This window comes from Pseudonocardia sp. C8 (assembly GCF_014267175.1).
GTDB lineage: Bacteria > Actinomycetota > Actinomycetes > Mycobacteriales > Pseudonocardiaceae > Pseudonocardia.
Genome location: NZ_JACMTR010000002.1, coordinates 5,260,737 through 5,285,088 on the forward strand (window position 1 = coordinate 5,260,737; position 24,352 = coordinate 5,285,088).

25 protein-coding genes and 2 tRNA genes are annotated in these 24,352 nt (G+C 74.1%); 13 read left to right on the forward strand and 14 right to left on the reverse strand.

Features of this window, described 5'->3' with window-relative positions:
* Window positions 1-3: 3 nt before the first annotated feature.
* The 3 genes from H7X46_RS25030 to H7X46_RS25040 are packed head-to-tail and all read left to right on the forward strand — an operon-like array spanning window position 4 to window position 3,129.
* Window positions 4-1,200, forward strand: a complete 1,197-nt coding sequence (locus H7X46_RS25030) for an acyl-CoA dehydrogenase family protein (protein ID WP_186361690.1) — start codon at window positions 4-6, stop codon at window positions 1,198-1,200.
* A complete protein-coding gene (locus tag H7X46_RS25035; protein ID WP_186361691.1) occupies window positions 1,197-2,375 on the forward strand; it encodes a CaiB/BaiF CoA-transferase family protein in 1,179 nt (392 codons plus the stop codon). Before H7X46_RS25030 ends, H7X46_RS25035 begins: the two co-directional genes overlap by 4 nt.
* The gene (locus tag H7X46_RS25040; protein ID WP_186361692.1) at window positions 2,368-3,129 is read left to right on the forward strand and encodes an SDR family oxidoreductase; all 762 of its coding nucleotides are present in this window, start codon (window positions 2,368-2,370) and stop codon (window positions 3,127-3,129) included. The genes H7X46_RS25035 and H7X46_RS25040 overlap by 8 nt, the downstream gene beginning before the upstream one ends.
* 61 nt (window positions 3,130-3,190) lie before the next feature.
* Here the strand turns inward: H7X46_RS25040 and H7X46_RS25045 are convergent, their stop codons facing one another.
* Both H7X46_RS25045 and H7X46_RS25050 read right to left on the reverse strand, forming a co-directional pair.
* Window positions 3,191-5,116, reverse strand: a complete 1,926-nt coding sequence (locus H7X46_RS25045; RefSeq protein ID WP_186361693.1) for a maleylacetate reductase and hydroxyquinol 1,2-dioxygenase domain-containing protein — start codon at window positions 5,114-5,116, stop codon at window positions 3,191-3,193.
* A gap of 205 nt (window positions 5,117-5,321) precedes the next feature.
* Complete coding sequence (locus H7X46_RS25050) at window positions 5,322-6,323, reverse strand: LysR family transcriptional regulator (RefSeq protein WP_370588951.1); 1,002 nt, start codon at window positions 6,321-6,323, stop codon at window positions 5,322-5,324.
* A gap of 9 nt (window positions 6,324-6,332) precedes the next feature.
* Here H7X46_RS25050 and H7X46_RS25055 point away from each other — a divergent pair, with 9 nt between their 5' ends.
* Window positions 6,333-6,929, forward strand: a complete 597-nt coding sequence (locus tag H7X46_RS25055; protein ID WP_222131426.1) for a hypothetical protein — start codon at window positions 6,333-6,335, stop codon at window positions 6,927-6,929.
* A 46-nt stretch (window positions 6,930-6,975) separates the two neighbouring features.
* Here the strand turns inward: H7X46_RS25055 and H7X46_RS25060 are convergent.
* The 4 genes from H7X46_RS25060 to H7X46_RS25075 form a co-directional block, all read right to left on the reverse strand.
* Window positions 6,976-7,048: transfer RNA gene (locus tag H7X46_RS25060), tRNA-Arg, on the reverse strand.
* Window positions 7,049-7,104: 56 nt separating this feature from the next.
* Window positions 7,105-7,194, reverse strand: a tRNA-Ser gene (locus H7X46_RS25065).
* Window positions 7,195-7,291: 97 nt separating this feature from the next.
* Complete coding sequence (locus H7X46_RS25070; RefSeq protein WP_186361696.1) at window positions 7,292-9,289, reverse strand: acetoacetate--CoA ligase; 1,998 nt, start codon at window positions 9,287-9,289, stop codon at window positions 7,292-7,294.
* 102 nt (window positions 9,290-9,391) lie between these two features.
* On the reverse strand, window positions 9,392-10,087 hold the full coding sequence (locus H7X46_RS25075; protein WP_186361697.1) for a dienelactone hydrolase family protein: 696 nt from the start codon (window positions 10,085-10,087) through the stop codon (window positions 9,392-9,394).
* 60 nt (window positions 10,088-10,147) lie between these two features.
* Between H7X46_RS25075 and hisC the strand changes: the two genes are divergently transcribed.
* Window positions 10,148-11,212, forward strand: a complete 1,065-nt coding sequence (gene hisC / locus H7X46_RS25080) for a histidinol-phosphate transaminase (protein ID WP_186361698.1) — start codon at window positions 10,148-10,150, stop codon at window positions 11,210-11,212.
* On the opposite strand, the gene H7X46_RS25085 is transcribed toward hisC, so the two are convergent.
* Window positions 11,197-11,922 (reverse strand): response regulator transcription factor, encoded by a 726-nt coding sequence (locus H7X46_RS25085; RefSeq protein WP_186361699.1) that lies wholly within the window; start codon window positions 11,920-11,922, stop codon window positions 11,197-11,199. The two genes, hisC and H7X46_RS25085, sit on opposite strands and share 16 nt — an antisense overlap.
* A 283-nt stretch (window positions 11,923-12,205) precedes the next feature.
* Between H7X46_RS25085 and H7X46_RS25090 the strand changes: the two genes are divergently transcribed.
* Window positions 12,206-13,975, forward strand: coding sequence for a glycoside hydrolase family 16 protein (locus tag H7X46_RS25090; protein ID WP_186361700.1), 1,770 nt, complete (start codon window positions 12,206-12,208; stop codon window positions 13,973-13,975).
* 97 nt (window positions 13,976-14,072) lie between these two features.
* On the opposite strand, the gene H7X46_RS25095 is transcribed toward H7X46_RS25090, so the two are convergent.
* Both H7X46_RS25095 and mftG read right to left on the reverse strand, forming a co-directional pair.
* Entirely contained in the window at window positions 14,073-14,570 is a 498-nt protein-coding gene (locus tag H7X46_RS25095; protein WP_370588952.1) for a GNAT family N-acetyltransferase, read from the reverse strand.
* 43 nt (window positions 14,571-14,613) lie between these two features.
* The gene (mftG, locus tag H7X46_RS25100; RefSeq protein WP_222131428.1) at window positions 14,614-16,098 is read right to left on the reverse strand and encodes a mycofactocin system GMC family oxidoreductase MftG; all 1,485 of its coding nucleotides are present in this window, start codon (window positions 16,096-16,098) and stop codon (window positions 14,614-14,616) included.
* 19 nt (window positions 16,099-16,117) lie between these two features.
* Between mftG and H7X46_RS25105 the strand changes: the two genes are divergently transcribed.
* Window positions 16,118-17,374, forward strand: coding sequence for a M18 family aminopeptidase (locus H7X46_RS25105; RefSeq protein WP_370588953.1), 1,257 nt, complete (start codon window positions 16,118-16,120; stop codon window positions 17,372-17,374).
* Window positions 17,375-17,386: 12 nt separating this feature from the next.
* On the opposite strand, the gene H7X46_RS25110 is transcribed toward H7X46_RS25105, so the two are convergent.
* Window positions 17,387-17,791, reverse strand: coding sequence for a YccF domain-containing protein (locus tag H7X46_RS25110; protein WP_186362895.1), 405 nt, complete (start codon window positions 17,789-17,791; stop codon window positions 17,387-17,389).
* Between the two features lie 157 nt (window positions 17,792-17,948).
* Between H7X46_RS25110 and H7X46_RS25115 the strand changes: the two genes are divergently transcribed.
* The 3 genes from H7X46_RS25115 to H7X46_RS25125 are packed head-to-tail and all read left to right on the forward strand — an operon-like array spanning window position 17,949 to window position 19,986.
* The gene (locus tag H7X46_RS25115; RefSeq protein ID WP_222131430.1) at window positions 17,949-19,133 is read left to right on the forward strand and encodes an FAD-dependent monooxygenase; all 1,185 of its coding nucleotides are present in this window, start codon (window positions 17,949-17,951) and stop codon (window positions 19,131-19,133) included.
* Between the two features lie 17 nt (window positions 19,134-19,150).
* Window positions 19,151-19,558: a hypothetical protein gene (locus H7X46_RS25120; protein WP_186361702.1), complete on the forward strand. Its 408-nt coding sequence runs from the start codon at window positions 19,151-19,153 to the stop codon at window positions 19,556-19,558.
* Window positions 19,555-19,986, forward strand: a complete 432-nt coding sequence (locus tag H7X46_RS25125; RefSeq protein WP_186361703.1) for a glyoxalase/bleomycin resistance/extradiol dioxygenase family protein — start codon at window positions 19,555-19,557, stop codon at window positions 19,984-19,986. Before H7X46_RS25120 ends, H7X46_RS25125 begins: the two co-directional genes overlap by 4 nt.
* Here the strand turns inward: H7X46_RS25125 and H7X46_RS25130 are convergent.
* On the reverse strand, window positions 19,958-20,359 hold the full coding sequence (locus H7X46_RS25130; RefSeq protein ID WP_186361704.1) for a pyridoxamine 5'-phosphate oxidase family protein: 402 nt from the start codon (window positions 20,357-20,359) through the stop codon (window positions 19,958-19,960). The genes H7X46_RS25125 and H7X46_RS25130 overlap by 29 nt on opposite strands.
* A gap of 76 nt (window positions 20,360-20,435) precedes the next feature.
* Between H7X46_RS25130 and H7X46_RS25135 the strand changes: the two genes are divergently transcribed.
* From H7X46_RS25135 to H7X46_RS25145, 3 genes are read left to right on the forward strand one after another with little or no spacing between them, the layout of a single operon-like run.
* Entirely contained in the window at window positions 20,436-20,888 is a 453-nt protein-coding gene (locus tag H7X46_RS25135; RefSeq protein WP_186361705.1) for an SRPBCC family protein, read from the forward strand.
* Window positions 20,889-20,943: 55 nt separating this feature from the next.
* Complete coding sequence (locus H7X46_RS25140) at window positions 20,944-21,411, forward strand: DUF2975 domain-containing protein (protein ID WP_186361706.1); 468 nt, start codon at window positions 20,944-20,946, stop codon at window positions 21,409-21,411.
* On the forward strand, window positions 21,412-21,672 hold the full coding sequence (locus H7X46_RS25145) for a helix-turn-helix transcriptional regulator (RefSeq protein WP_186361707.1): 261 nt from the start codon (window positions 21,412-21,414) through the stop codon (window positions 21,670-21,672).
* A gap of 20 nt (window positions 21,673-21,692) precedes the next feature.
* Here H7X46_RS25145 and H7X46_RS25150 read toward each other — a convergent pair whose 3' ends face one another.
* The 3 genes from H7X46_RS25150 to H7X46_RS25160 are packed head-to-tail and all read right to left on the reverse strand — an operon-like array spanning window position 21,693 to window position 24,333.
* Window positions 21,693-22,457 carry an SDR family NAD(P)-dependent oxidoreductase gene (locus tag H7X46_RS25150; RefSeq protein WP_186361708.1) on the reverse strand — a complete coding sequence of 255 codons (765 nt, stop codon included), beginning with the start codon at window positions 22,455-22,457 and terminating at the stop codon, window positions 21,693-21,695.
* Window positions 22,454-23,446: a transketolase family protein gene (locus H7X46_RS25155; protein WP_186361709.1), complete on the reverse strand. Its 993-nt coding sequence runs from the start codon at window positions 23,444-23,446 to the stop codon at window positions 22,454-22,456. Before H7X46_RS25155 ends, H7X46_RS25150 begins: the two co-directional genes overlap by 4 nt.
* A complete protein-coding gene (locus tag H7X46_RS25160; RefSeq protein WP_186361710.1) occupies window positions 23,443-24,333 on the reverse strand; it encodes a transketolase in 891 nt (296 codons plus the stop codon). Before H7X46_RS25160 ends, H7X46_RS25155 begins: the two co-directional genes overlap by 4 nt.
* Window positions 24,334-24,352: the final 19 nt, after the last annotated feature.

Below are 24,352 nucleotides of genomic sequence, written 5' to 3' on the forward strand. Positions count from 1 at the left end.
GACATGAGCCAGACAGCGTCGTCGACGTCCGAGGTGTCTGCCGAGGACTTCGAGTTCATCCGCCGGCAGGTCCGCGACTTCATCCGGTCCACGGTCGTGCCCCGCGAGAACGAGATCATGCGCACCGACCGGATCCCCGACGACCTGCGCGCGGCGGCCGCCGAGATGGGCCTGTTCGGCTACGCGATCCCCGCGCAGTGGGGCGGGATCGGGCTCGACCTGACCCAGGACGTCGAGCTGGCGATGGAGTTCGGCTACACCACGCTGGCCCTGCGCTCGATGTTCGGCACCAGCAACGGCATCGCCGGCCAGGTGCTGGTCGGATTCGGCACCGACACCCAGAAGAAGCAGTGGCTCGAGCGCATCGCCTCCGGCGAGGTGGTCGCCTCGTTCGCCCTGACCGAACCCGGCGCCGGCTCGAACCCGGCCGGCCTGCGCACCCGCGCCCGCCGCGACGGCTCCGGCGACGACGCCGGATGGGTGATCGACGGCCAGAAGCAGTTCATCACCAACGCGCCCTCGGCGAGCCTGTTCGTGGTCTTCGCCCGCTACGCCGACCCGGAACCGGGCAACCCCGGCATCGCGGTGTTCCTGGTACCCGCCGACACCCCCGGGGTCACCGTCGGCCCGAAGGACGCCAAGATGGGCCAGGAGGGGTCCACCACCTCCGACGTGCACTTCGACGGCGTGCGGGTGCCGGCCGACGCACTCGTCGGCGGCGACCCCGCGGCCGGCTACAAGGCCGCGATGACCTCGCTCGCCCGCGGCCGGGTGCACATCGCCGGACTGGCCGTCGGCACCGCGCAGCGGGCACTCGACGAGTCGGTCTCCTACGCCGTCCAGAACACCCAGGGCGGGCAGCGGCTCGGCGACTTCCAGCTCGTCCAGGCCCACCTCGCCGACATGCAGACCGGGGTGTTCGCCGGGCGCGCCATGGTCCGCGACGCCGCCCGCGCCTACGTCGACGGCACGGACCGGCGGATCGCGCCGTCGGCGGCGAAGCTGTTCTGCACCGAGATGGTCGGCCGGGTCGCCGACCTGGCCGTGCAGGTCCACGGCGGCGCCGGCTACATGCGCGAGGTCCCGGTCGAGCGGATCTACCGCGACGTCCGGCTGCTGCGCCTCTACGAGGGCACCAGCGAGATCCAGCGGCTCATCATCGGCGGCGGGCTCGTCAAGCAGGCGGTGGCCGGCTCGTGACCCTCCCCCTGGCCGGCTACACCGTCGTCGCCCTCGAACAGGCCGTCGCCGGACCGATCGCCACCCGGCACCTGGCCGACCTCGGGGCGCGCGTCATCAAGATCGAACGCCCGGGCGAGGGCGACTTCGCCCGCCACTACGACACCGCCGTGCACGGCCTGGCCACCCACTTCGTGTGGCTCAACCGCGGCAAGGAGTCCCTGGCCGTCGACCTGAAGTCCGCGCCCGGCATCCGGGTGGTGCGCGAGCTCATCGGACGCTCGGACGTGTTCCTGCACAACACCGCCCCCGGTGTCGTCGAACGTCTCGGGCTCGACGCCGACACGCTGCGCGCGGCGGACCCGCGCCTGGTCGTGGTCAACATCTCGGGCTACGGCAGCAGCGGGCCGCGCCGGGACCGCAAGGCCTACGACATGCTCGTGCAGGCCGAGTCGGGCATGGTCTCGGTCACCGGGACCCCGGACACCCCGGTCAAGACCGGGGTGCCCAACGCCGACATCGCCGCGGGGCTCTACTCCGCCGTGTCGGCGCTCGGCGCCCTGCTGCGCCGGGAACGCAGCGGCGAGGGCGCGACCGTGGACGTGTCCATGTTCGACGCCGCCGTCGAGTGGATGGGCCACCCGCTGTACATGCAGCTCTACGGCGGGACCCAGGTCCCGCGCATGGGGCTGAGCCACGCAGCGATCGCGCCCTACGACACCTACCCCACCGCCGACGGCGAGATCCTCATCGGCGTCCAGAACGACCGCGGCTGGCGCATGCTGGTCACCGACGTCTTCGCCGACCCCGGGCTCGCCGACGACCCCCGCTTCGCCACGAACGTCGCCCGCGTCCGGAACCGGACCGCCTGCGACGCCGCCGTCGCCGGGCACACCGTCCGCTGGGACACGACCGAGCTCGACGAACGCCTGGCCGCGGCCGGGATCCCGGCCGCCCAGGTCAACGGCACCGCCGAACTCGTCGAGCACCCGCAGCTGCGCGAGCGCGACCGCTGGCGCACCGTCGCCACCGAGGCCGGCGCCGTGCGCGGGGTCCTCCCACCGATGACCTTCCGCGACGTCGAGCTGCCCATGGGCACGGTGCCCGCGCTCGGCGAGCACACCCGCACGATCCTCGCCGAGCTCGGGCTCGACGAGGACGCCCTCACCGACACCGTGGAGTCCACCCGTGCCTGAACCGTCCCCCACCGTCGCCGTCGTCACCGGTGCTGCCCGCGGCATCGGCGCCGCCACCGCGCGACGCCTCGCCGACGACGGCCTGCACGTCGCGGTCCTCGACCTCGACGAGCGGGCCGCCAAGGCCACCGCCGACACCATCGCCACCCGGGGCGGCGTCGCCGTCGGCGTCGGCGCCGACGTCTCGGACACCGACGCCGTCACCGGTGCCGTGGCCCGGATCGCCCGCGAGCTCGGGCCACCGACCGTCCTGGTGAACAACGCCGGCATCACCCGGGACAACCTGCTGTTCAAGATGGCCGACGCCGACTGGGACGCCGTGATGGGCGTCCACCTGCGCGGAGCGTTCCTGATGACGCGCGCGGTGCAGCACCACATGGTCGACGCCGAGTGGGGCCGCATCGTGAACCTGTCCTCGACCTCGGCCCTCGGCAACCGCGGACAGGCGAACTACTCCACGGCCAAGGCCGGCCTGCAGGGCTTCACCAAGACGCTCGCGATCGAGCTCGGGAAGTTCGGCGTGACCGCCAACTGCATCGCCCCCGGGTTCATCGCCAGCGACATGACCCGCGCGACCGCCGAGCGCATCGGCGTCCCCTGGGAGCAGTACGTCCAGGACCGCGCGAAGGCGATCCCCGTGCAGCGCGCCGGCCAGGTCGACGACATCGCCCAGGCGGTCTCGTTCTTCGTGGACCGGCGCTCCGGGTTCGTGTCCGGCCAGGTCCTGTACGTGGCCGGTGGCCCGCGCGGCTGACCGGTCGCCGGCCGGGTGCCGGTGCCGCGGTGCGGATTCCTCTCCGGACGGCCGGTCCATCTCATGTGTCCGGTTGCAGCCGGAACGTGAACTGCAGGTGCCGCCACTCCCCGCCGGTGTCCGTGCCGTCGGGCATCGGCCCGGTGCGGGGCGCGAAGTCGACGATCAGGTCGTCCTTCACGCCGAAGACGGCGTCGGAGTCGAGGTAGCTGCCGCCGCGCACGAACAGCTGGGTGATCAACTGGCGGTGTCCCTCGGCGGCGAGGAGGAAGTGCAGGTGCGGCGCCCGGTAGGGGTGCCGGCCGGTGGCCGTCAGGAGCTCGCCGACCGGCCCGTCGGCCGGGATCGGGTACTCGGAGGGGAGGATCGACCGGAAGGTCAGGTGCCCGCCGGCGTCGGTGCGCAGGCGGCCGCGGAGCACCGGTCCGTCGAGGTCGGGCAGCTGGACGTCGTAGAAGCCGTCCTCGTTGGACTGCCAGACGTCGACGACCGCGCCGGCCACCGGCTGCCCACCGGTGCCGGTGACGGACACGTCGACGTACAGGGGGGTGCCCGGCAGGCCGGCCGAGATGTCGGTGCCCTGGGGCAGCTCCGGCGGCCCGTCGACGTAGAAGGGGCCGAGCACGGCCGACGAGGTCGCCTCCGGCGTACGTGAGTTGGTGAGCAGGTCGACGACGCTGGACAGCCCGAGCGTGTCGGACAGGAGCACGAACTCCTGCCGGGTGTCGGTGGTGATGTGCCCGGCCCGGGTCAGGAAGTCGATCCCGGCCTGCCACTCCTCCTGCGTGAGGTCGTTGTCGACGGCGAACTCGTGCAGCCGGCGCGCCAGGTCCTGCATCAGCGCGGCGAGCCGCGGCCGGGACGCGTCGTCGAACGACCGCACGACCTGGCCGGTGAGCGTACGGATCGCGGCCTCGACGCCCGGTTCGGCTCCTGGCCGCTCACCGTCGAGCGCCCGGCCCAGGAGGGCCCGGATGCCGTCCCGGGTCACCGGCTCGGGGTTCGGGTACGGGCTCGCCGTCGCCAGCTCGGCGGCCCGGTCGAGCCCGTCCTCGGACATCCCGATCTGCCGCAGCGAGGTGGGGCCGCCCGCCGCCGCGACCAGGTCGTACACCGCGCCCGGGGCGTCGGTCACCCCCAGCCGCCGGGCGATCCGCTCCATCACGTCCGGCGTCGCGGCCGCGTTGTAGGCCATGGCGTACGGGAGGACGACGGTGTGGGTGGGGGCGTGCGGCAGGTCGAAGCTGCCCCCCAGGGTGTGGCAGAGCTTGTGATGGAGGCCCATCCCGACCGAGCCGAGGCAGGTCCCGGCGAGCCAGGCGCCGCGCAGGAGGTCCGCGCGCACGTCGCGGTCGTCGGTCCGGTCGGCGAGCGCGCGCAGGCCCCGGGCCAGGTGCTCGATCGCGTCGAGCGCCATGCCGTCGACGACCGGGTTGGCCTGCGGCGAGTAGAGCGCCTCGACGGCGTGCGCCATCGCGTTCACCGCGCTGGTGACGGCGAGTGCGCGAGGCAGCCCGGCCGACAGCTCGACGTCGTAGATCACCGTCTCGGGCAGGATCGCCGGGTCGGAGCGCGTGGTCTTGACCCCACCGGCGGTCTCCCCCAGCACCGGTGTCACCTCGGAGCCGGCGTAGGTGGTGGGCAGGACGACCTGATCGACCCCGGTGCGGGCGGCGAGTGCCTTGGACAGCCCGGTCGTCGAGCCGCCACCGACGGCGACCACGCAGTCGGCGTCGAGCCGCGTCAGCTCGGCCAGCGCACGGTCGGTGACCTCGACCGGGGTGTGCATGGTGGCACCGTCGAAGCGCCCGGCGAGGAGCCCGCCGAGCACCTTCCCGACGCGGTCGCCGGCCGCGGCGAGCTCCGGGCTCGCGAGCAGCAGGACGCGGGAGCGGCCGAGCCGGCTCACCTCGTCGGCCGTCCGGTCCAGCGTGCCGTGACCGAAGACGATGCGGGCCGGCCAGGCCGTGTAGTCGAACTGTTCCATCGTGGTGCTCCTTCGGTCCGGATCGGTCGCGGGCGAGCACGTGGTCGAGGCGGCTGTGCCGAACCCCGCCGGCCCGCACGGGCAGGTCGGCCGGTCGCCTCGGGCGGCTCGTCGACCGGAAGCCGGGTGGGGCGGCCGACATCATGATCATCGCTGCCATGGGAGGCCGCGTCGCCGGTGGCGGTGGGCTCCCGAGGAAGAACGATCATGCTGTCTGCAGGACCGGGGAATCGTCGACGGGCCCGGTGTGAGCGGTGTGCCGGAGAGCCTGCAGGCCGAGGGCGATACGAGGGTGGTCGCGGCTGCCGCGGCGCAGGCTGGCGAACAGGCGCCGGTGCGGGATGCCGGGGCCGCGCAGCGGGATCACCCGGAGCGCGGGTTCGGACGGTGTGGGTACCAGCCGGGGTTTGAGGGAGATGCCGAAGCCGTGGCCGACCATCGCCGCGACGAGTGGCCAGTCGGTCACCTCGTGGGCGATCCGGGGGCTGAATCCGGCGGTGAGGCAGGCGGCGGTGACGAGGTCGTGCTGGTCGCAGCTGCCGGGTGCGGCGAGCACCCACGGTTCGTGGGCGACGTCGTCCAGGGTGGCGCCGGCCTGGCCGGCCAGGGGATGGTCGGCGGGGACGATCAGGTCGAGCGGGTCGTCGAGCAGGTGGACCTGTTCGTAGCGGGTGTCGTCGACGCTCGGGCCGGTCCGGGTGGGCAGGGTGACGGCGAGGTCGAGCTGTTCGGTCAGCAGCCGCGGGAACGCCTCGGCCGATTCCACCTGCGTGATGCGCACCTCCAGTCGGGGGTGGGTCCGTCGCAGGCGGCGGGCGGTCGGCAGGACGAGCAGGTCCAGGCTGGACGGGAACCCGGCCAGCCGCAGCGGACCACCGGCCAGATCGGCGTCGGACTGCAGTTCGGCCCGGGCGCGTTCCCAGCCGGCGGCCAGGTCGTCGGCGTGGCGGAGCAGGACGTGCGCGGCCGGGGTGAGCCGGACGCGGCGACCGTCGGGTTCGAGCAGGGGGACGCCGAGTTCCTGGGCGAGCCCACGGAGCTGCTGGGAGACCGCGGACGGGGTCAGGTGCAGCGAGGTGGCGGCCGCGGTGATCGTGCCGAGCGCGTGGACCACGCGCAGGACCTGGATCCGGCGATCCATCATGAAGTCAGAATAGACGTTCTTCTCCACGAATGTGAAATGGACCTGCTGCTTGGACGGGGTCACGCTGGTCGCATGCACACGATCTGCGCCCTGCACGAGGTCTCCCGTCACCGCACCAGCGAGGGGCTGGTCAGCTACCACCGATGCCGGTGCGGCCGCCTGGAGGTTCGCCGGCAGGACGTCACGATTCTCAGCAGCGCCGGCGACACGCAGCCTGCGCCGCCGGTACCAGGTCGGACCCCCGTCACCCCGGCGGGCGGCCGGGCGGGTGGGACGCGGATCGCCGCCGCGCTCGGCGACCGGGTCGTCGCCCCGCTGGTGCTGGTCCTGATGCTCGTCGCGGCGACCGCCGTACCGCCGGCCGCGCTGGTCGTCGAGGTGGGGCTGGGCCTGTTCGTCGGCGGGTTGGCCGGGGTCGGCGCCGGGTTCGTCGCGGCGGACCCGGGCCGGGGGGTGGCGGTCGCGGTGCGGACCGCCGCGGTGGCGATTCCCGTCGTGGTCGTGAGCTCGGGACTGGTCGCGGCGCTCGGCCCGGTCAGCGTGATCGCGCTGCCTGCGATCTATACCGTCGCCGGCCTCGCATGGTGGGCCACGCGGAGCGGTGCCGGGGATACACGTGCGGCAGCCCGCACTCCGTCCAGGGGAAGCCGTCGGGCGACGCGAGCCTGAGCCTTGCCGACCCCGACCGGCCGGGCGGAGGCCGGGGGCTGTAGTGCGCGCCCGAAGGGATTCGAACCCCTAACCTTCTGATCCGTAGTCAGATGCTCTATCCGTTGAGCTACGGGCGCATGCGCGTTCTTCAGTTGTCGACCGGCGGGGCCCCGTGAGGCCCGCCGTGCCGGCGCGGAGGCTCCGGGATTTGAACCCGGGATGGGGGGTAACCCCAAACCGCATTAGCAGTGCGGCGCCATAGACCAGACTAGGCGAAGCCTCCCCGGTGCCTCACGGCCACCAGCGGGGACAACAGTACACGGCGCCTCAACCGGTTCCCCACCGGGGTCCCCTCGCACACGGGACCCCGGCGCGCCCCCTCAGGTCCCCGCGAGCTCCACGAACGGGGCCAGCGAGTCCGGGTTCTGCAGCGCCCCGGCCGAGACGGCCTTCTCCGGCGCCGTCCCGGAGAGGATCTTCTTGACCGGTACCTCGCACTTCTTGCCGTTGAGCGTGCGCGGCACCGAGTCGACCACGACGAACCGGTCCGGCACGTGCCGGGGCGAGAGCTCCTTGCGCAGCCGCGTCCGCAGCGTCGGCTCGACGTCGTCGAGGGACACGCCGTCGTCGAGCACCAGGAAGCAGAGCAGCGCGCCCTCCTCGCGGGCGCCCAGCGCGGTGGTGTCGATCACCAGGGAGTCGGCGACGCCGTCGACGGTCTCGACGACCGAGTAGAAGTCCGCGGTGCCCATCCGGACGCCGCCGCGGTTCAGCGTCGAGTCCGACCGCCCGTAGATCACGTACGAGTCGCGCGGCGTCCGCCGGACCCAGTCGCCGTGCCGCCACTTCCCGGGGAAGTCCTCGAAATAGGCCTCCCGAAGCCGGGTGCCGTCCGGGTCGTTCCAGAACATCACCGGCATCGACGGCGTCGGGGTCGTGATGACCAGCTCGCCGACGTCGTCGAGCAGGTCGGTGCCGTCCTCGCCGTAGGACCGGACGTCGGCGCCGAGCGCCGCGCAGGACAGCTCGCCCAGCCAGACCGGGACGGTCGGGGCGCTGGTCAGGAACGCCGCGCAGACGTCGGTGCCGCCGGAGACCGAGCAGATCTGGATGTGCTTCCCGGCCGCGTCGCCGATCCAGCGGAACCCCTCCACCGACAGCGGCGCGCCGGTGGAGCCGAGCGCCCGCATCGCGGAGAGGTCGTGCTCGTCGCCGGGGCGCAGGCCGGCCTTCATGCAGGACTGCACGTACGGCGCGGACACGCCGAACAGCGACACCCGGTGCCTCGCGGCCAGCGCCCACAGCGCGTTCAGGTCGGGGTGGCCGGGGCTGCCGTCGAACATCACGATCGTCGCCCCGACGAGAAGCCCCCCGGCCAGGAAGTTCCACATCATCCAGCCGGTGGTGGTGAACCAGAAGAACCGCTCCCCCGGCCCGAGCCCGTGCTGCAGCCGCATCGCCTTGAGGTGCTCGAGCACGATGCCGCCGTGGCCGTGCACGATGCCCTTCGGCAGCCCGGTCGTGCCGGAGGAGTAGAGCACCCACAGCGGGTGGTCGAACGGGACCGGGGTGAACTCCAGCGGGCCCGGTTCGGCGGTGAACTCGCTCCACGGGGTCGTGCCGTCCAGCGTGGCGTCCGCGTCCAGGTACCCGACGAGCACGGTCTGCCGCAGCGACGACATCTGCTCCTGCAGGGCGGTCACGTTCGCGCGGATGTCGAAGCCCTTGCCGTTGTAGCGGTAGCCGTCGACCGCCACCAGCACGGTGGGCTCGATCTGGGCGAACCGGTCGTGCACCGCACGGGCACCGAAGTCCGGCGAGCACGACGACCAGATTGCGCCCAGGCTGGCCGTGGCCAGGAACGCGACCAGGGTCTCGACCGAGTTCGGGGCGAGCGCGACGACCCGGTCCCCGCGGCCGACGCCGGCCCGGACCAGCCCGGCGCGGGCCCGCCCGACCTGCTCGCGCAGCTCGCGGTGGGTGACGGTCCGCTCCAGGCCGTCCTCCCGGACGAACTCGACGGCCACGTCGTCGTCGGCGCGGCCGGGCCCCGGGGTCAGCGCATGCTCGGCGTAGTTCAGCGTCGCGCCGGGGAACCACTCGGCACCCGGCATGTCGCGCGAGCCGAGCGTCGCGGTGGGCCGGTCGTGGAAGATCACGCCGCAGTACTCGGCCACCGCCGACCAGAAGCCGTCGAGGTCCGAGACCGACCAGGCGTGCAGCTGGGCGTAGTCGCTGACGTCGGTGACCGGCGCGCCCCGCTCGTCACGGGCCCACGTGGCGAACTTGACGATCTCGGTGTGCGGCACCTGCTCCGGGTCCGGAGTCCACAACAGCTCGGGCACGTCCGGGTCGGTCACGGTCTGCGCTGACGACATGCGGTCAGCTTCCCCGACCGCACCGGCCACGCACCAGTGCTGAGGTTCGTTCCGCACGCTTCTCTCAGTGGTCCCGGCCACAGCCGGGTCAGCGCAGCCGGGTCAGCGCAGGTGCGAGTCGAACCAGTTGAGCACCCGCGCCCAGGCCTCGGCCGCGGAGTCGGGGTCGTCGTCGAACCGGTAGCCGGTCGACGGGTAGACGACGACGTCGGTCGCCACCCCGGACTTCTCGGCCGCCCCGCGCAGCCGGTCGACCGCGGCGCTGTCCGTCGCCTCCGAGTAGATCCCCAGCCACGGGCAGGTCAGCTCGGGGGCCGTCTCGACCAGCGCCGGGACGCTGCGGGACGGGGAGCGCTCGATCCCCTCCCCCGCGACGGTGACCGCGGCACCGAGGGTGCGGTTGGCGGCCACGTGCAGCGCCACCGTGCCGCCCAGGTCGAACCCGAGCACGCCCATCCGGTCGGCCTCGACACCGCAGTCGGCCAGCCAGCCGAACGCGGTCTCGCAGTCGTCCATGACCTGGTCGGGTTCGAGCCGCTCGAGCTGCGCGGCCACCTCGGTGTCGGTGCCGGAGCCGAGGTCGTCGGCGTGGTCGCGGTGGTAGAGGTGCGGCGCGACGGCCAGCCAGCCGTCGCTGGCCAGCCCGGTCACCAGCAGCCGCACGGAGTCGGTGACCCCGCGTGCCTCCTGGAGCACGACGACGCCGCCGCGGGCCGGCCCGTCCGGCTCGGCGACCGTCAGTCGCAGCTCGCTCCCGTCGGTCAGCGGCACGCCTTCGGTGCGGGTCCCCGTGGTCATGCCTTCACTCAACCAGAGCAACCGCCGACGTTTCGACCCCCGGGGGATACCGTTGCCCGCATGACGCTGATCCGTCCCGATCTGGACACCCTGCCGGCGTACGTGCCGGGCCGTACCGTCCCCGGGGCGACCAAGCTGGCCAGCAACGAGGTCGCCGAACCGCCGGCGCCCGCCGTGCTGGAGGCGATCGCCCGGGCTGCCGCGAACGGCAACCGCTACCCGGATCTCGGTGTCGTGGAGCTGACCGCCCGGCTTGCCGACGTCCACGGCCTCGCCCCCGAGCGGATCGCCGTCGGCTGCGGCTCGGTGACCCTGTGCCAGCAGCTGGTGCAGGTCAGCTGCGTCGGCCCGGGTGACGAGGTGCTGTTCGCGTGGCGCTCGTTCGAGGCGTACCCGATCGTCGCCCGGATCGGCGGGGCGGAGATCCGCACCGTGCCGCTCGGCGAGGGCTTCCGGCACGACCTCGACGCGATGGCGGCCGCGATCACCGAGCGGACCCGGCTGGTCTTCGTGTGCAGCCCGAACAACCCGACCGGGCCGGCCGTGGGCCGCGACGAGTTCGTGCGCTTCCTCGACGCCGTGCCCGCCGACGTCCTCGTGGCCCTCGACGAGGCCTACGCCGAGTACGTCACCGACCCGGACGCGGTCTCCGGCCGGCCGCTGCTCGACGCGCACCCCAACCTCGTGGTGCTGCGGACGTTCTCGAAGGCGTACCGGATGGCCGGGCTGCGGGTCGGCTACGCGCTGGCGTCGGCCGAGGTGGCGACGGCGCTGCGCAAGGTGGCCCCGCCGTTCGGTGTCAACTCGGTCGCGCAGGCCGGGGCGATCGCGGCACTGGAGCACAGCGCGGAGATCCTCGCCGGCTGCGCCGACGTCGTCCGGGAGCGGCAACGGGTCGCCGCCGCCCTGCGCGACCTGGGCTTCCCGGTGCCCGACACCCAGGCCAACTTCGTCTGGCTGCCGCTCGGCGAGCGGGCCGACGAGTTCGCCCGGCACTGCGGTGAGCGGAAGGTGATCGTGCGGCCGTTCCAGGGCGACGGCGTCCGGGTCACTGTGTCCACGCCGCAGGAGAACGACCTGCTGCTGGACGTCGCCTCGTCGTTCCCGGCTCAGCCCTCCAGCTGATAGCCGGTGCCGCGGACGGTCCGGATCCGATCCGGACCGATCTTGCGGCGCAGGTAGGAGATGTAGACCTGCACCAGGTTCGCCGAGACCGGTTCCGACCAGGCGCGGCGGGCGAGCTCGTCGTGCGTGACGACGTCGCCGCCCCGTTCGGCCAGCGCGACCAGCAGGGCGTACTCGGTCGGGGACAGCGCGACCCGGTGGCCGTCGACGTAGACCTGGCCGGCGTCGACGTCCACCGACACCCCGCCGTGCACCAGCACGGTCGGCGCGGGCAGCCCGGCCGCGGCCCGCAGCCGCAGCCGGATCCGGGCGGAGAGCTCGTCCGGGACGAACGGCCGGATGAGGAAGTCGTCCCGGTCGCCGCGGAGCAGGCCGAGCAGGCCGGCCCGCCGCTCGCGGGGGACGACGGTGATCACCGGGGTCAGCGGCGACTCGGCGTGGATCGCGCCGAGCAGCACCGAGGGGTCGGGCCCGGGCAGTTCCATGTCCAGGACCAGGAGGTCCGGGACGCCGGCGCGGACGGCGTCGAGGACCTCGATGCCGTCGGAGGCGACGGCGAGGTCCACACCCTCCGCGGCGAGGTCCTTGCCCAGGCTGCGGCCGAGCGAGGCCGAGGTCGTCGACGGCGGCAGGGCGAGGACCACCGTGAGCGACCGGGCCGGGGTGCGGGGAAGCGGGACCGGGAGGGAAGGTGGGGCGCGGTCGTTCACGGGTCCTGGGGCACGGGCGGTGTTCGGGGAGCCACGGGGAGCATCGGGCCACTGTCGCGCGGCGGACAGTCGGTCACAATCGGCTAACGGTGCGATGCGGTGCATCCGTGTAGATCGAATGGAGCAGCCCGGGAGTTCCGTTGCTCCGTTCGGCGCAGCGGTTCTACCGTTTTGGTCGGAACCTGCTGATCGTCGCGCGGCGGCGACCTGTCGGCGCGGGAAGGCAACCACCCTTCTCAGCGAGGGTGTTCACCCACGGTCACGCTACCTAGAGTCGCTGACCATGCGACGGAAGAGTTCCGCTGCGGCTGATCGGATCGACCCCCGGGATCTGATCGAGCGGGTCGCCGCAGAGCACAGCTCCCCCTCTGTGCCGTCCCCCCGGGCCGGGCGCTCCGCGTCCGCCGCCGTCCCTGCGACGACCCTGCTGCAGGGTGCGGTGACCGCCTCCGGGCGGCACCGGCGCGCACGGACCGACGACGACAGCGGCGCCTTCCCCGCCGATGACCTCGTCCAGGCGGACGCTGCCCCGGCCGGTACGGCGACCGAGGACCGGGTGTCCGCGACGGCCCTCGACACCGGCGCCGGCGAGGTGAGTCCCTGGGCGCCGCGTCCGGCGGGACCCTTCTCCTCCGGCGAGGACCACGCATCCCCCGGCGAGGCGACCGCGGACGGTGCGGTCGGTGGAGACGGCTCGGAGGGTGTGGCCGCCCCGGATGCGGTGCCCGGCAGCGGACCGGACGCGCTGTCCGGAACCGGTCCGGACCGTTCCGACCGGGCCGGCCGCGGGATCCGCGGGATCACCGGGTCCGCTCTGGCCGGGACCGCGCTGGCCGGCATGCACGGGCCGGGTGCCGGGTCGGCGTCCGGGGCCGGGTCGACCCGCGAGCTGACCAGCGGACCGGACGGCAGCCCGGTCGCCGCACCCGGCGGCGGACCGGACGCCGAGCCGGCAGCGGCGGGGACGACGGGCGAGTCCGCGCTCGTGGAGATCGACCGGGCCGCGCCGGCCCGCCGGTCCACCGTCCGCCGGTTCGCCCCGCTCGGCGTGGGCGCGGCCGCGGTCCTCGCCGCCACGCTGGTCGTGACGCTCCTGCAGCCCGGCGCCGAGGACCCGTCGCTGAGCACCACCCTGGTCGATGCCTCCCGCCGGTCGGTCCCGGACGCCCCCGGATCCGCGGCCGCCGGTATCGGGGACGGCGGCGGGTCCGCGCTCGCCGACGCCGCCCAGGGCGCCTCCGGCCAGGTCGGCCCGGCGGTCGCCGCCGCCGAGCGGCGCACCGAGGAACGTCGCCGGCAGGCCGCGGCGGCGGAGCAGGAGTCCGCGGAAGGATCCACGGCCGGGTCCGGAGAGGAGCCGTCCGGGTCGGGGCCGGCGGCGGCTGCTGCACCGGCCGCGGGCGCCGCCCAGGTCGCCGGCGAGGGCATCCAGGCCGCGCTGGCGAAGGGCTGGCAGGCGGTCGGCGGGGACGAGTTCACCGGCTCGTCGCTCGGCGAGAACTGGACCGCCTACGACGGACCCGGCCACGACGGCCAGGGCCGCCGCACCCCGGACGCGGTGTCGGTGGAGAACGGCAACCTCGTGATCCGCGGCGACTCCGAGGGCAACACCGGCGGCATCGCCTGGGGCACCCCGCGCAAGTACGGCAAGTGGGAGATGCGCGCCCAGTTCCCGGCCGGCGACAAGCAGTACCACCCGGTGCTGCTGCTGTGGCCGAGCGAGGTGTCCTGGCCGGAGGGCGGCGAGGTCGACTTCGCCGAGACCAACAGCGCCGCCGACGACGTCTCGTTCTTCCTGCACTACGGCTCGTCCAACTCGCAGGAGCACGCGAAGAAGGCCGTCGACATCACCAAGTGGAACAACTACGCCGTCGAGTGGACCCCGGACGCGATCGTCGGCTACATCAACGGCGAGGAGTGGTTCCGGTCCGAGGACCCGAACACGCTGCCGCCCGGGCCGATGCACGCCACGGTCCAGCTGGACTACTTCCCCGACGGCGGGTCGCCCCAGCCGACCGAGATGCGGGTCGCCTGGATGCGCCAGTACTCGTGACCCACGACCGGCCGCGCCGACGCGCGACCGCGTGACGACCGCCCGCCGCCCGGCGCTCCCCACCGGACGGCGGGCGGTGTCGTGCCGGCACCCGGGATCAGCCCAGGTCACGCCGCATCGCGAGCCGCGGCCGGGCGTCCAGGCCACGGGCGATCTCGTCGTCCCGGATCGCCCGCAGCCCGGGGGTGAGCTCGACCAGCTCGCGGAACCCGAGCCGCACGTAGTAGGGCGCGTTCCACGGCACGTGCCGGTAGGTGGTCAGCGTCAGCGCCGGTAGCCGCCGGTCCCGCGCCCACCCGGCGAGGTGCTCGACCAGGCCGGCACCGATCCGGCGGCCGCGCATGCGGGGCAGCACCGAGACCTGCTCGAGGTGCGCGCAGCCGTCGACGATCTCGGTGATGAGGTAGGCGACCGGCACGCCGTCCCGCTCGTCGACGAAGGCCCGGCCCGCGGCCGCGTAGGCGGCGAGCACCGCGGCGGGCGGCGGCTCGTCGTCGGCGACCACGGCCAGCCCGATCTCCCGGTACAGCTCACCCGCGGCACGTTCGATCTCCCGCATGGCCGCGACGTCCGCGGCGGTCCCCCGCCGGATCACCCCGCGACCGTACGGCGGGACCCCGGCGGCCCGCCAGGGCCGGTCACCCCGAGAACACCAGGTCGGCGGCCCGTTCCCCGATCATGACGGCGGTGGCCGCCGGCCCGCGCCGGGGCACCGACGGCAGGATCGAGGTGTCCGCGACCCGCAGGCCGTCCAGCCCGTGCACCCGCAGGTCCGCCCCGACGACGGCGTCCGGCCCGGTCCCCATCGCGGCGCTGCCGGACAGGTGCACCGACGTCGTCAACCGGCCGTGGATCCACTCGTCCAGCCGGGTGTCGTTGCCGAGCTCCCAACCGGCCGGGCCGCCGTCGTCCGGGCCGGCCCGGTCCCACCCGGCGGCCCGCAGGATCTCCGCCGCGACCCGCACCGCGGCCCGCATCCGGTGCCGGTCCGAGGGGGTGCGCAGGTAGCGGAAGTCCAGCCGCGGCGGGTCGGCCGGGTCCGGGGAGGTGATCGCGAGCATCCCGCGGCTGTCCGGGCGCTGCACCGCGCACATCAGGTGCGCCGGCCCGCCCGGGGCGAACGGGTGCGCGAACAGCAGGACCTCCAGGTCACCGGCCGGGTCGGTCCCGGAATCGAGGTTCAGCGCGGCCTGCCCGGCGACGGCGTCCGGGTGCGGGTCGGGCAGGCCGCTGCGCAGCGGCAGGAACACCGACGGGTGGTCCGACCAGCCCCGCCCGACCCCGGGCAGCTCGTGCCGCGGCGGGACGCCCGCGACGCGCAGCGTGTCCTCCGGCCCGATCCCGGAGCGCTGCAGCAGCGCCGGGGTGCCCACCGCGCCGGCGCACACGACGACCTCGCCGGCGTGCAGCTCGGTGTCCCCGGTCCGCACGCCGTGCACCCGGCCGCGGTCGAGCAGCAGCGTGTCGGCACGCCGGTCGCCGTACACGGTCAGTGCCTCCTGCCACTCGGCGCTCCCCCACGGCGGGGGCAGGTAGGCGGCCGCCGCGCTCACCCGGCGCCCGTCGACGGCGTTGGTCGGGACGGGCCCGGCACCCGGGGGGCCGCCGGCGTTCTTGTCCGGCTCCTCCGGGTAGCCGAGCGTGGCGCAGGCCTGCAGGAACGGGTCGGTGACCGGGGCCAGCAGGTGCCCGGCCGGCCGGGAGATCCGCAGCGGGCCGTCGTCGCCGTGCACCCCGGACGTGCAGAAATCCATGTCCCGCTCGAGCCGCCGGTAGTAGGGCAGGACGTCGTCGTAGGACCAGCCGGGGACCGCCCAGTCGGCGAAGTCGGCCGGCACCGCGCGGACGAAGTAGCCGCCGTTGATCGCACCGGAGCCGCCGAGCACCCGCCCGCGCGGCACCGTGCACTCGCGGCCCTGGCACAGGGTCGCGCGGTAGGCCCAGTTGAGCACGTGTCCCGGGGTGGTGGCGGCGAGCGAGGCGATCGGCGTGGCGTCCGGCGGGACGACCACGTCCCCGGCCTCGACCAGCGCCGTGCGGACGCCCCGCGCGGCGAGCCGGCCGGCGAGCGTGCACCCGGCGGAGCCCGCGCCGACCACCACCACGTCGAAGCTGTCCGTCATCACTGCGAGGATGCCTCATGTGACCGACGCAGCTCGTGACCTCGCCTCGTTCCTGACCGCGAGCCCGTCGCCGTACCACGCGGTGGCCGAGGCCGTCCGCCGGCTGAGCGCGGCCGGATTCGTCGAGCAGCCCGACGACGGGCCGTGGGCCGATGGTGCCGGTGGCCGCTACCTGGTGCGGGACGGCACGATCCTGGCCTGGTGGCAGCCGGAGGCACCCGGCGGGAAACCGCTGCGGATCTTCGCCGCGCACACCGACTCGCCCGGGTTCAAGGTCAAGCCGAACCCGGACGTCGGTGCCGCCGGGTGGCGGCAGGTCGGCGTCGAGGTCTACGGCGGCGCGCTGTGGAACTCCTGGCTGGACCGTGACCTGGGGCTGGCCGGGCGGCTGGCGCTCTACGACGGCCGGGTCGTCCCGGTCCGGGTGGACCGGCCGCTGCTGCGCATCCCGCAGCTCGCGATCCACCTCGACCGCAACGTCAACCAGGGCCTCACCCTCGACCCGCAGCGGCACCTGCTCCCGGTCTGGGGCCTGGGCGAGCCGTCCGAGGGCGGTCTCCTCGAGTTCCTGGCCGTGGGGGCCGGCGAGTCCCCCGAGGACGTCGCGGCGCACGACCTGTTCACCTGCGACCTCACCCCGCCCGCCACGCTGGGCCGCGACGACGAGCTGCTGGCGGCGCCGCGGCTGGACAACCTGGCGTCGGTGCACGCCGGGATCACCGCGCTGGTCGAGGCGGCCGAGCAGGACCCGGACACGGTCCCGGTGTTCGTCGGGTTCGACCACGAGGAGATCGGCTCCGACACGGCGACCGGCGCGGCAGGCCCGCTGCTGGAGACGGTCCTGACCCGGCTCGCCGGCGGGTTCGACGCCCGCGGCCCGGTGTTCGCCCGGTCCCGGTGCCTGTCCGTGGACGTCACCCACGCGGCGCACCCGAACCACCTGGACAAGCACGATCCGGACCATCTCGCGGTGCCGAACGGCGGCCCGGCGCTGAAGGTCAACGCGGTGCAGCGCTACGCCACCGACGCCCCGGGGGCGGCCGCGTGGAAGCGGGCCTGCCGCACCGCGGACGTGCCGAGCCAGGTGTTCGTCTCGAGGAACACGGTGCCCTGCGGGTCGACCGTCGGACCGATCATGGCGACCCGGCTGGGGATCCGGACGGTGGACGTCGGCATCCCGGTGCTGTCCATGCACTCGGCCCGGGAGCTGTGCGGGGTGCACGACCCCGGCCTGCTGTGCCGGTCGGGGGTGGAGTTCCTCGCCGACCCGGTGTGAGCCCGGCGCAGCTCAGGCGGCGATGCGGGAGCCGGGCACGTAGGCGTCGGTGTCGACGATCTGCGAGCCCAGCGGAAGCAACGACACCGGGATCAGCTTCAGGTTCGCCCAGGCCATCGGCAGGCCGATGATCGTGATAGCCAGAGCGATCGCGGTCACGACGTGCCCCAGGACCAGCCACCAGCCGAACAGCAGGATCCACAGCACGTTGCCGATCGTGGACGCCGCGCCCGCGGTCGGGCGGCGCACGACGTCCCGGCCGAACGGCCACAGCGCGTAGAGGCCGATCCGGAACGCGGCGACACCGAACGGGATGGTGACGACCAGCAGGCAGGCGACGATCCCGGCGACCAGGTAGCCGAGGAACAGCCAGAAGCCGGAGAGCACCAGCCAGATCACGTTCAGGACGAGCCGCACCATGCCTCCAGGGTGCCCGTTTCGTCCGGGGCGCACTCCGGGTTCACCCCGAGATCTCTCAGGGTCGGTCCGGCCGTCGCGGACACAGCCGTACCCGGTCCCGATCCAGACGCAGCGCGTCCGAATAGGGCCCCGGATTGCGTGCCACGATCCTGGAATGGACGGATCGGTGGCGATCGTCGGAGCCGGGATCGGCGGGCTGACCCTCGCCCTCTCGCTGCACGCGCGCGGGATCCCGGTGACCGTGTTCGAACGCACGGACGAGCTGCGCGAGGTCGGCGCCGCGGTGGCACTCTCGGCGAACGGGTTGCGGCCGATCGACGAGCTGGGCCTGCTCGGCCGGCTGGAGGCCGTCGCCACCCAGCCGACCGAGCTGATCCACCGCAGCTGGCGCACCCACGACCGGATCACCGCGTTCCCGGTCGGCCTCGACGGCTCCTACCGCGCCCGGTTCAAGGCCCCCTACCTGGGGGTCCACCGGGCCGAGTTCCAGCGGATCCTGTCCGGAGCCTGCCCGCCCGGGATGATCCGGCTGAGCAGCGAGGTCGTCTCCGTGACCACCGACGGCACGCTGACGCTCGCGTCCGGCGAGACGGTCCGGGCATCCGTCGTCGTCGGCGCGGACGGGGTCCACTCGCGGCTCCGCGCGCTGGTCGACCCCGACGCACGTCCGGTCTACACCGGCACGTCCGGGTTCCGCGGGATCGTCCCGGTGGGCAGCCTGCCCACGCTGCCGGACCCGGGCGCGATCCAGTTCTGGATGGGCCCGGACGCCCACCTGCTGCACTACGCCATCGGCCCGGGCGGCGAGCACGTCAACTTCCTGGCCGTGCTGGAGGGCCCCGGCACGTGGAGCGCCGGGGCCGGCCCGGCCACCGCGGACCCGGGCACGCTGGCACGGGCGTTCGAGGGGTGGGCACCGGCCGTCCGGGAGATGGTCGCGGCCGTGCCCCAGTCGGCGCAGTGGCCGCTGTACACGCTGCCGCCGCTGTCCCGCTGGACCGCGGGCCGGGTGGTCCTGCTCGGCGACGCCGCGCACACCATGCTCCCGCACCAGGGCCAGGGCGCGAACCAGGCCATCGAGGACGCCGCCGTGCTGGCCGACCTGCTCGCCACGCACGACGACCACGCGGCCGCGTTCGCCCGCTACGAGCGGCTGCGCCGCGCCCGCACCCGGCAGGTCCAGCGCAGCTCGCTGGTCACCTCGAACCTGCTGCACCTGCCGGACGGACCGGCGGCCGCCGCCCGTGACGCGCGGCTGGCCGGGCTCGACCCGTGGCTGGCCTGGATCCACGGCACCGACCCCCGCGCCGCGACCCGGCCGTCGGCCGTCCCGGTCTGAGCCCGGAGGATGGGCGCGTGGAGTTCCCCCCGACGCGCCGGACGCCGCTCGTGCGGACCTGCCCCGACAGCGGCGAGGGCCCGTGGAACGAGCTGCTGGGCATCCTCGCGCCGGCCGGCACGCCCCCGCCTTTCGACGTCGTCGAGGAGGACCTGTTCGGCGGCTGGCCGGTCGAGCGCGTCGTCGCGGTCGCCCTCGAGGACGGGCTCGCCGGGCGGCACCGGCTGCTCTACGTCGTCGACGAGCCGACCCTGACCGACCACGGCTTCCCGGTCGTCGCCGCGGACCTGCGCGACGAGCCCGGCCGCACCTTCCGGATCGCCGCGGCGGCCCTGGCCCGGCTGCCGGGGGACGGCCCGCCGTTCGGCGCCTTCGCCGACCATGCCGAGCTGCAACCCGACCGCGTTTTCCGAGGTTTCCCATGAGCTCGACCGTCTGGCCGATCCTGCACTACGACGACCCGGGCGCCGCGCTGCGCTTCCTCACCGGAACGGCCGGGTTCACCGAGGTCGTGACGATCCGCGACGACGCGGGCGACGTCGTGCACGCCGAGGTCTCCTGGCCGGGCGGGGGCACGGTCCTGTTCGGCGGCACGGCACACGACGACGGCGTCCACGCCGGTCTGCGCGGCGGCGCACTGTACGTCGTCGCCTCCACCGAGACGGAGATCGACGCGGTCCACGAGCGGGTCACCGCGGCCGGCGGGACGGTTGTGCGGGCGCCGCACCGCACGGAGTTCGCGGCGGGCGGTCCCACCTACGCCTGCACGATCGCCGACCCGGAGGGCAACCTCTGGACGTTCGGGACCTACCGGGGCGGCGGGGTCACCAACCCCAGGTCCGGGTCGGGGTGATCCGCACCAGGGCGTGGTAGGTGGCGTCGAAGCTCGCCCGGTCGAGCCCCACCCCGGCGTACTGCGGCTCGTACTTGTCCAGGTAGGCCGGGAACGACGACGGCACGGCCTCCTCGACGGTCGCCTTCCCGTCGACGACCCGCACGCTCGCCGCGGCGGGGTCGCTCGGGAAGGTCACGACGACCTGCGGGTTGTGCCGGACGTGCCGGACCTTGGCCGCACCCGGTTCGCTGAACACGAGCAGGTCACCGCCCTCGTGCAGGAACCAGACGGGGCGGATGGTGGGCCGGCCGGACGGGGTCACCGTCCCGAGCCACAGCACCTGGTCGGCCGCGCGCGCGGCGAGGGCGTCCTGGACGGTCGTGTCGCTCATGCCCCGGACGGTAGAACCTCGAGCGAGGTCGAGGTCAACGGTGTTCCCGGTGCCGCACCGTGGTTGACTCGGGGCCGTGACCGAGCAGCCCCCGACCGTCGTGACGAGCAGCCGGGAGATCGCCGCGCCCGCTGAGACGATCTTCGAACTCATCGCCGATCCCGCGCAGCAGCCCCGCTGGGACGGCAACGACAACCTCGCCGAGGCCGACCGCGGACAGCGGGTCCGCGGCGTGGGGGACGTCTTCGCGACGACCCTCACGCTGGGCAGCGTCCGGGAGAACCGGGTGACCGAGTTCGCGGAGGGCCGGCTGATCGCCTGGCTGCCGTCGGAGCCGGGGAACCCGCCGCCCGGGCACCTGTGGCGCTGGGAGCTGGAGCCGCTCGACGACGGCCGGACGCTCGTCCACCACACCTACGACTGGTCCCGGCTGACCGACGAGAACCGTCTCGCCCGGGCGCGCGCGACCACACCCGAGCGCCTCCTCGCTTCCCTCGACCGGCTGGCCGAGCTCGCCGAGGCCCTGTGACGACGGCCGGCCGACCACTATTGACGATCGACAGGTATCTATCGATACTCGATACATGTCACCTCTCGTCACCACCGCGCTGCGCGTCGCGTTGATCGTGCTCGCCCTCGGCGCGCTCGGTGCCCAGGTCGTGATCGTCGTCGCCACCGTGATGTCGGTGGCCGGAGGGCACCCGCCGTACCCGACCCTGCTGCACTCGGGGGCGGCCGTCACGGCACTCGCCTGCTTCGAGGTCGCGTTCGTCGCGATCTGGGTGCTGCTGTCGATGGTGCGCCGCGATGCGATCTTCGACGAGCGCGCGTTCCGCTGGGTTCCCGTGCTCGCCGGGGCCGGCCTGCTCGCCGCGTTCCTCGTCGGCGCGGTCTGCGCGCACGTCGGCGAGCTCGACGACGCGCCCGGCCTGGTCCTGATCGGCGGCGGCATCGGCCTGGCCGGGATCGCGTTCGCGCTGCTCATGACGGTCATGCTGGGCCTGCTGCGCAACGCCACCCGGCTGCGCCGCGAGCTCGAGCAGGTCGTGTAGATGGCCATCGTCGTCGACATCGACGTCATGCTGGCGCGGCGCAAGATGTCGGTCGGGGAGTTCGCCGACGCCGTCGGGATCACCCCGGCCAACGTGGCCGTCCTCAAGAACGGACGGGCCAAGGCCGTCCGGTTCGCGACCCTCGACGCCGTCTGCCGCGTCCTCGGGTGCCAGCCCGGCGACATCCTGCGCTGGGTCCCCGACGGCGAGGACCCGGCCGCGCAGCAGAGCCCGGCGACCACCCACTCCCCCGGCGGGTGATCGACCGGCTCGGCCGGCGGTCAGTGGATGTGCGAGCCGCCGTTGACGTCGTACGTCGCCCCCGTGATGTAGCCCGACTCGGGCCGGCACAGGTACGTGATGAGGTCGGCGACGTCGGCGACCCGGCCGTTGCGGCCGACCGGGATCCCGGCGAGCAGCGCCTCCTTGCGCTCGCCCTCCAGCGCTCCCCCGGTGATGTCGGTGTCGATCAGGCCGGGGGCCACCGCGTTGACCGTGACACCCTGCGGGCCGAGCTCGCGGGCCAGTGCCCGGGCGAACCCGAGCTGGCCGGCCTTGGCCGCGGAGTAGGCGACACCGCCGAACACGCCTCCGCCCCGCTCGGCGGACACCGAGGACAGGAACACGATGCGGCCGAAGCCGCGCTCGGCCAGCCCGGGCGCGACCCGGCGGGTGACGGCGTAGGCGCCGCGGATGTTGACGGCGAACACCTTCTCCCACTCGGCGTCGGTGACCTCGAGGAAGGGCACCGGGGAGGTGATGCCGGCGTTGTTCACGAGGGCGCCGACCGGCGGGAGCTCGGCCTCGAGGACGGCGAGCGCGGCGTCCACCGACACCGGGTCGGTGACGTCGCAGGCCACGCCCACGGTCCGGACGTCGTGCGCGGTGGCGACCTCGTCGGCGGTCTCCTTCGCACCGGCCTCGTCGAGGTCGAGGACGGCGACGTTCCACCCGGCCGCGGCGAGGGTGTGGGCGGTGGCCCGGCCGATGCCGCGGCGCGACCCGGCGCCCGTGACGATCGCGGTGAGCTCGGAGGTGCGGATCATGCGAGGGACTCCTTGATGCGGGCGACGATCGCGTCGGTGGACAGGCCGTAACGGTCGTGCAGGGTGGGAAGGGCTCCGGCGGCGAGGAACTCGTCGGGCAGGCCGATCCGCCCGAGGCGGGTGCCGATGCCGGCGAGGGCGATCTCGGTGGCGACGGCCTCGCCGAGCCCGCCGATCACCGTGTGGTTCTCGCAGGTCAGCACGAGGCGGTCGGTGTCGGCGGCGGCGACGATCGCGTCCCGGTCGAGCGGCTTGATCGTCGGGACGTGCAGGACGGCGACGTCGACGTGGTCGGCCTCCAGCCGCTGCGCCGCCTGCAGCGCGCGCATGGTCATGAGCCCGGTGGAGATGAGGACGACATCGCGGCCGGTGCGCAGCTCGGCGGCCCGACCGAGCTCGAACCGGTAGTCGTACTCGTCGAGCACGGTCGGGACCTGGCCGCGGAGCAGCCGCAGGTAGGTGGGGCCGTCGTGGTCGGCGAGCGCGGGCACGGCGGCAGCGATGTCGACCGAGTCGCACGGGTCGACGATCGTGAGGTCGGGGCAGCCGCGCAGGATCGCGAGGTCCTCGGTGGCCTGGTGGCTGGGCCCGTACCCGGTGGTCAGGCCGGGCAGCGCGCCGACGACGTTGACGTTCAGCCCGGGCTCGGCGATGTCGAGGCAGAGGAAGTCGTAGGCCCGGCGGGTCGCGAACACCGAGTAGGTGGACGCGAACGGGACGAGCCCCACCTCGGCCAGGCCGGCCGCGGCACCGAGCATGACCTGCTCGGCCATGCCCATCTGGAAGAACCGCTCCGGGTGGGCCGCGCGGAAGACGTGCATGTCGGTGTACTTGGCGAGGTCGGCGGACAGGCCGACGATCTCGGGGCGCTCCTCGGCGAGCGCGGCGAGCGCGTGTCCGAACGGGGCGGGGCTGGTGCGCTGGCCCGGGTCGGCGAACGACGCGATCATCGCCGAGGTGGTCAGGCGGGGCTTCGCGGACGTGGTCATGCCTGGGCTCCGGTCTCGTGCTGGCGGTCGAGCTGGTCGCGGGCGATCTGCCACTCGTGGGCCTCGACCCGCATGAAGTGCGCCTTCTCCCGGGTCTCCAGCAGCGGTACGCCGCGGCCGATCCGGGTGTCGCAGATCAGGACGGACGGCGCGCCGGTGCCGGGCCGGAGCTCGTCGAGCGCGCCGAGCAGGGCCGGGACGTCGTTGCCGTCGACCCGGCGGACGGTCCAGCCGAACGCCTCCCACTTCTCGACCAGCGGCTCGGTCCGCAGCACGCCCGCGGTGGGGCCGTCGGCCTGCAGCGCGTTGACGTCGACGACGGCGAGGACGTTGTCGAGGCCGTGGTGCGCGCACGCCATGGCGGCCTCCCAGGTGGAACCCTCGTCGAGCTCGCCGTCGGAGAGCAGGTTCACGACCCGCGCGGGGTTGCCGAGGTGGCGCAGCCCCAGGGCCATGCCGGTGGCGACGCCCAGGCCGTGCCCCAGTGACCCGCCGGAGATCTCCATGCCCGGCGTGTAGGACGCCATCGCCGACATCGGCAGCCGGGACTCGTCGGAGCCGTAGGTCTCCAGCTCGGCGACCGGGATGATCCCGGCCTCGGCGAACGCGGCGTAGGCGGCGATCGCGTAGTGGCCGATCGAGAGCAGGAACCGGTCGCGGCCGTCCCACCCGGGGTCGTCGGGCCGCTGGTTCAACTGGTCGCCGAACAGGACGGCGAGCACGTCGGCGACGCCGAGCGCCTGCCCGATGTAGCCCTGGCCCTGCACCTCGCCCATGTCCAGCGCGTGCCGGCGGATCCGGTACGCGGCGCCGCGCAGCCGGTCCACCCGCTCGGTGAACGACTCCTCGGTCCCCGGGCGGGACCCTGCGGTCGTCGTGGAGCTCATGTCGTCTCTCCTCGGTGGT

Bases quoted from the DNA above. Each gene is read 5' to 3' on its own strand.
- H7X46_RS25125 (WP_186361703.1), top strand. From the start codon at position 19,555: ATGAGCTCGACCGTCTGGCCGATCCTGCACTACGACGACCCGGGCGCC.
- H7X46_RS25030 (WP_186361690.1), top strand. From the start codon at position 4: ATGAGCCAGACAGCGTCGTCGACGTCCGAGGTGTCTGCCGAGGACTTC.
- H7X46_RS25160 (WP_186361710.1), bottom strand. From the start codon at position 24,333: ATGAGCTCCACGACGACCGCAGGGTCCCGCCCGGGGACCGAGGAGTCG.
- H7X46_RS25115 (WP_222131430.1), top strand. From the start codon at position 17,949: ATGGACGGATCGGTGGCGATCGTCGGAGCCGGGATCGGCGGGCTGACC.
- H7X46_RS25150 (WP_186361708.1), bottom strand. From the start codon at position 22,457: ATGATCCGCACCTCCGAGCTCACCGCGATCGTCACGGGCGCCGGGTCG.
- H7X46_RS25075 (WP_186361697.1), bottom strand. From the start codon at position 10,087: ATGACCACGGGGACCCGCACCGAAGGCGTGCCGCTGACCGACGGGAGC.
- H7X46_RS25130 (WP_186361704.1), bottom strand. From the start codon at position 20,359: ATGAGCGACACGACCGTCCAGGACGCCCTCGCCGCGCGCGCGGCCGAC.
- H7X46_RS25155 (WP_186361709.1), bottom strand. From the start codon at position 23,446: ATGACCACGTCCGCGAAGCCCCGCCTGACCACCTCGGCGATGATCGCG.
- H7X46_RS25055 (WP_222131426.1), top strand. From the start codon at position 6,333: ATGCACACGATCTGCGCCCTGCACGAGGTCTCCCGTCACCGCACCAGC.
- mftG (WP_222131428.1), bottom strand. From the start codon at position 16,098: ATGACGGACAGCTTCGACGTGGTGGTGGTCGGCGCGGGCTCCGCCGGG.
- hisC (WP_186361698.1), top strand. From the start codon at position 10,148: ATGACGCTGATCCGTCCCGATCTGGACACCCTGCCGGCGTACGTGCCG.
- H7X46_RS25145 (WP_186361707.1), top strand. From the start codon at position 21,412: ATGGCCATCGTCGTCGACATCGACGTCATGCTGGCGCGGCGCAAGATG.
- H7X46_RS25090 (WP_186361700.1), top strand. From the start codon at position 12,206: ATGCGACGGAAGAGTTCCGCTGCGGCTGATCGGATCGACCCCCGGGAT.
- H7X46_RS25070 (WP_186361696.1), bottom strand. From the start codon at position 9,289: ATGTCGTCAGCGCAGACCGTGACCGACCCGGACGTGCCCGAGCTGTTG.
- H7X46_RS25045 (WP_186361693.1), bottom strand. From the start codon at position 5,116: ATGGAACAGTTCGACTACACGGCCTGGCCGGCCCGCATCGTCTTCGGT.
- H7X46_RS25140 (WP_186361706.1), top strand. From the start codon at position 20,944: ATGTCACCTCTCGTCACCACCGCGCTGCGCGTCGCGTTGATCGTGCTC.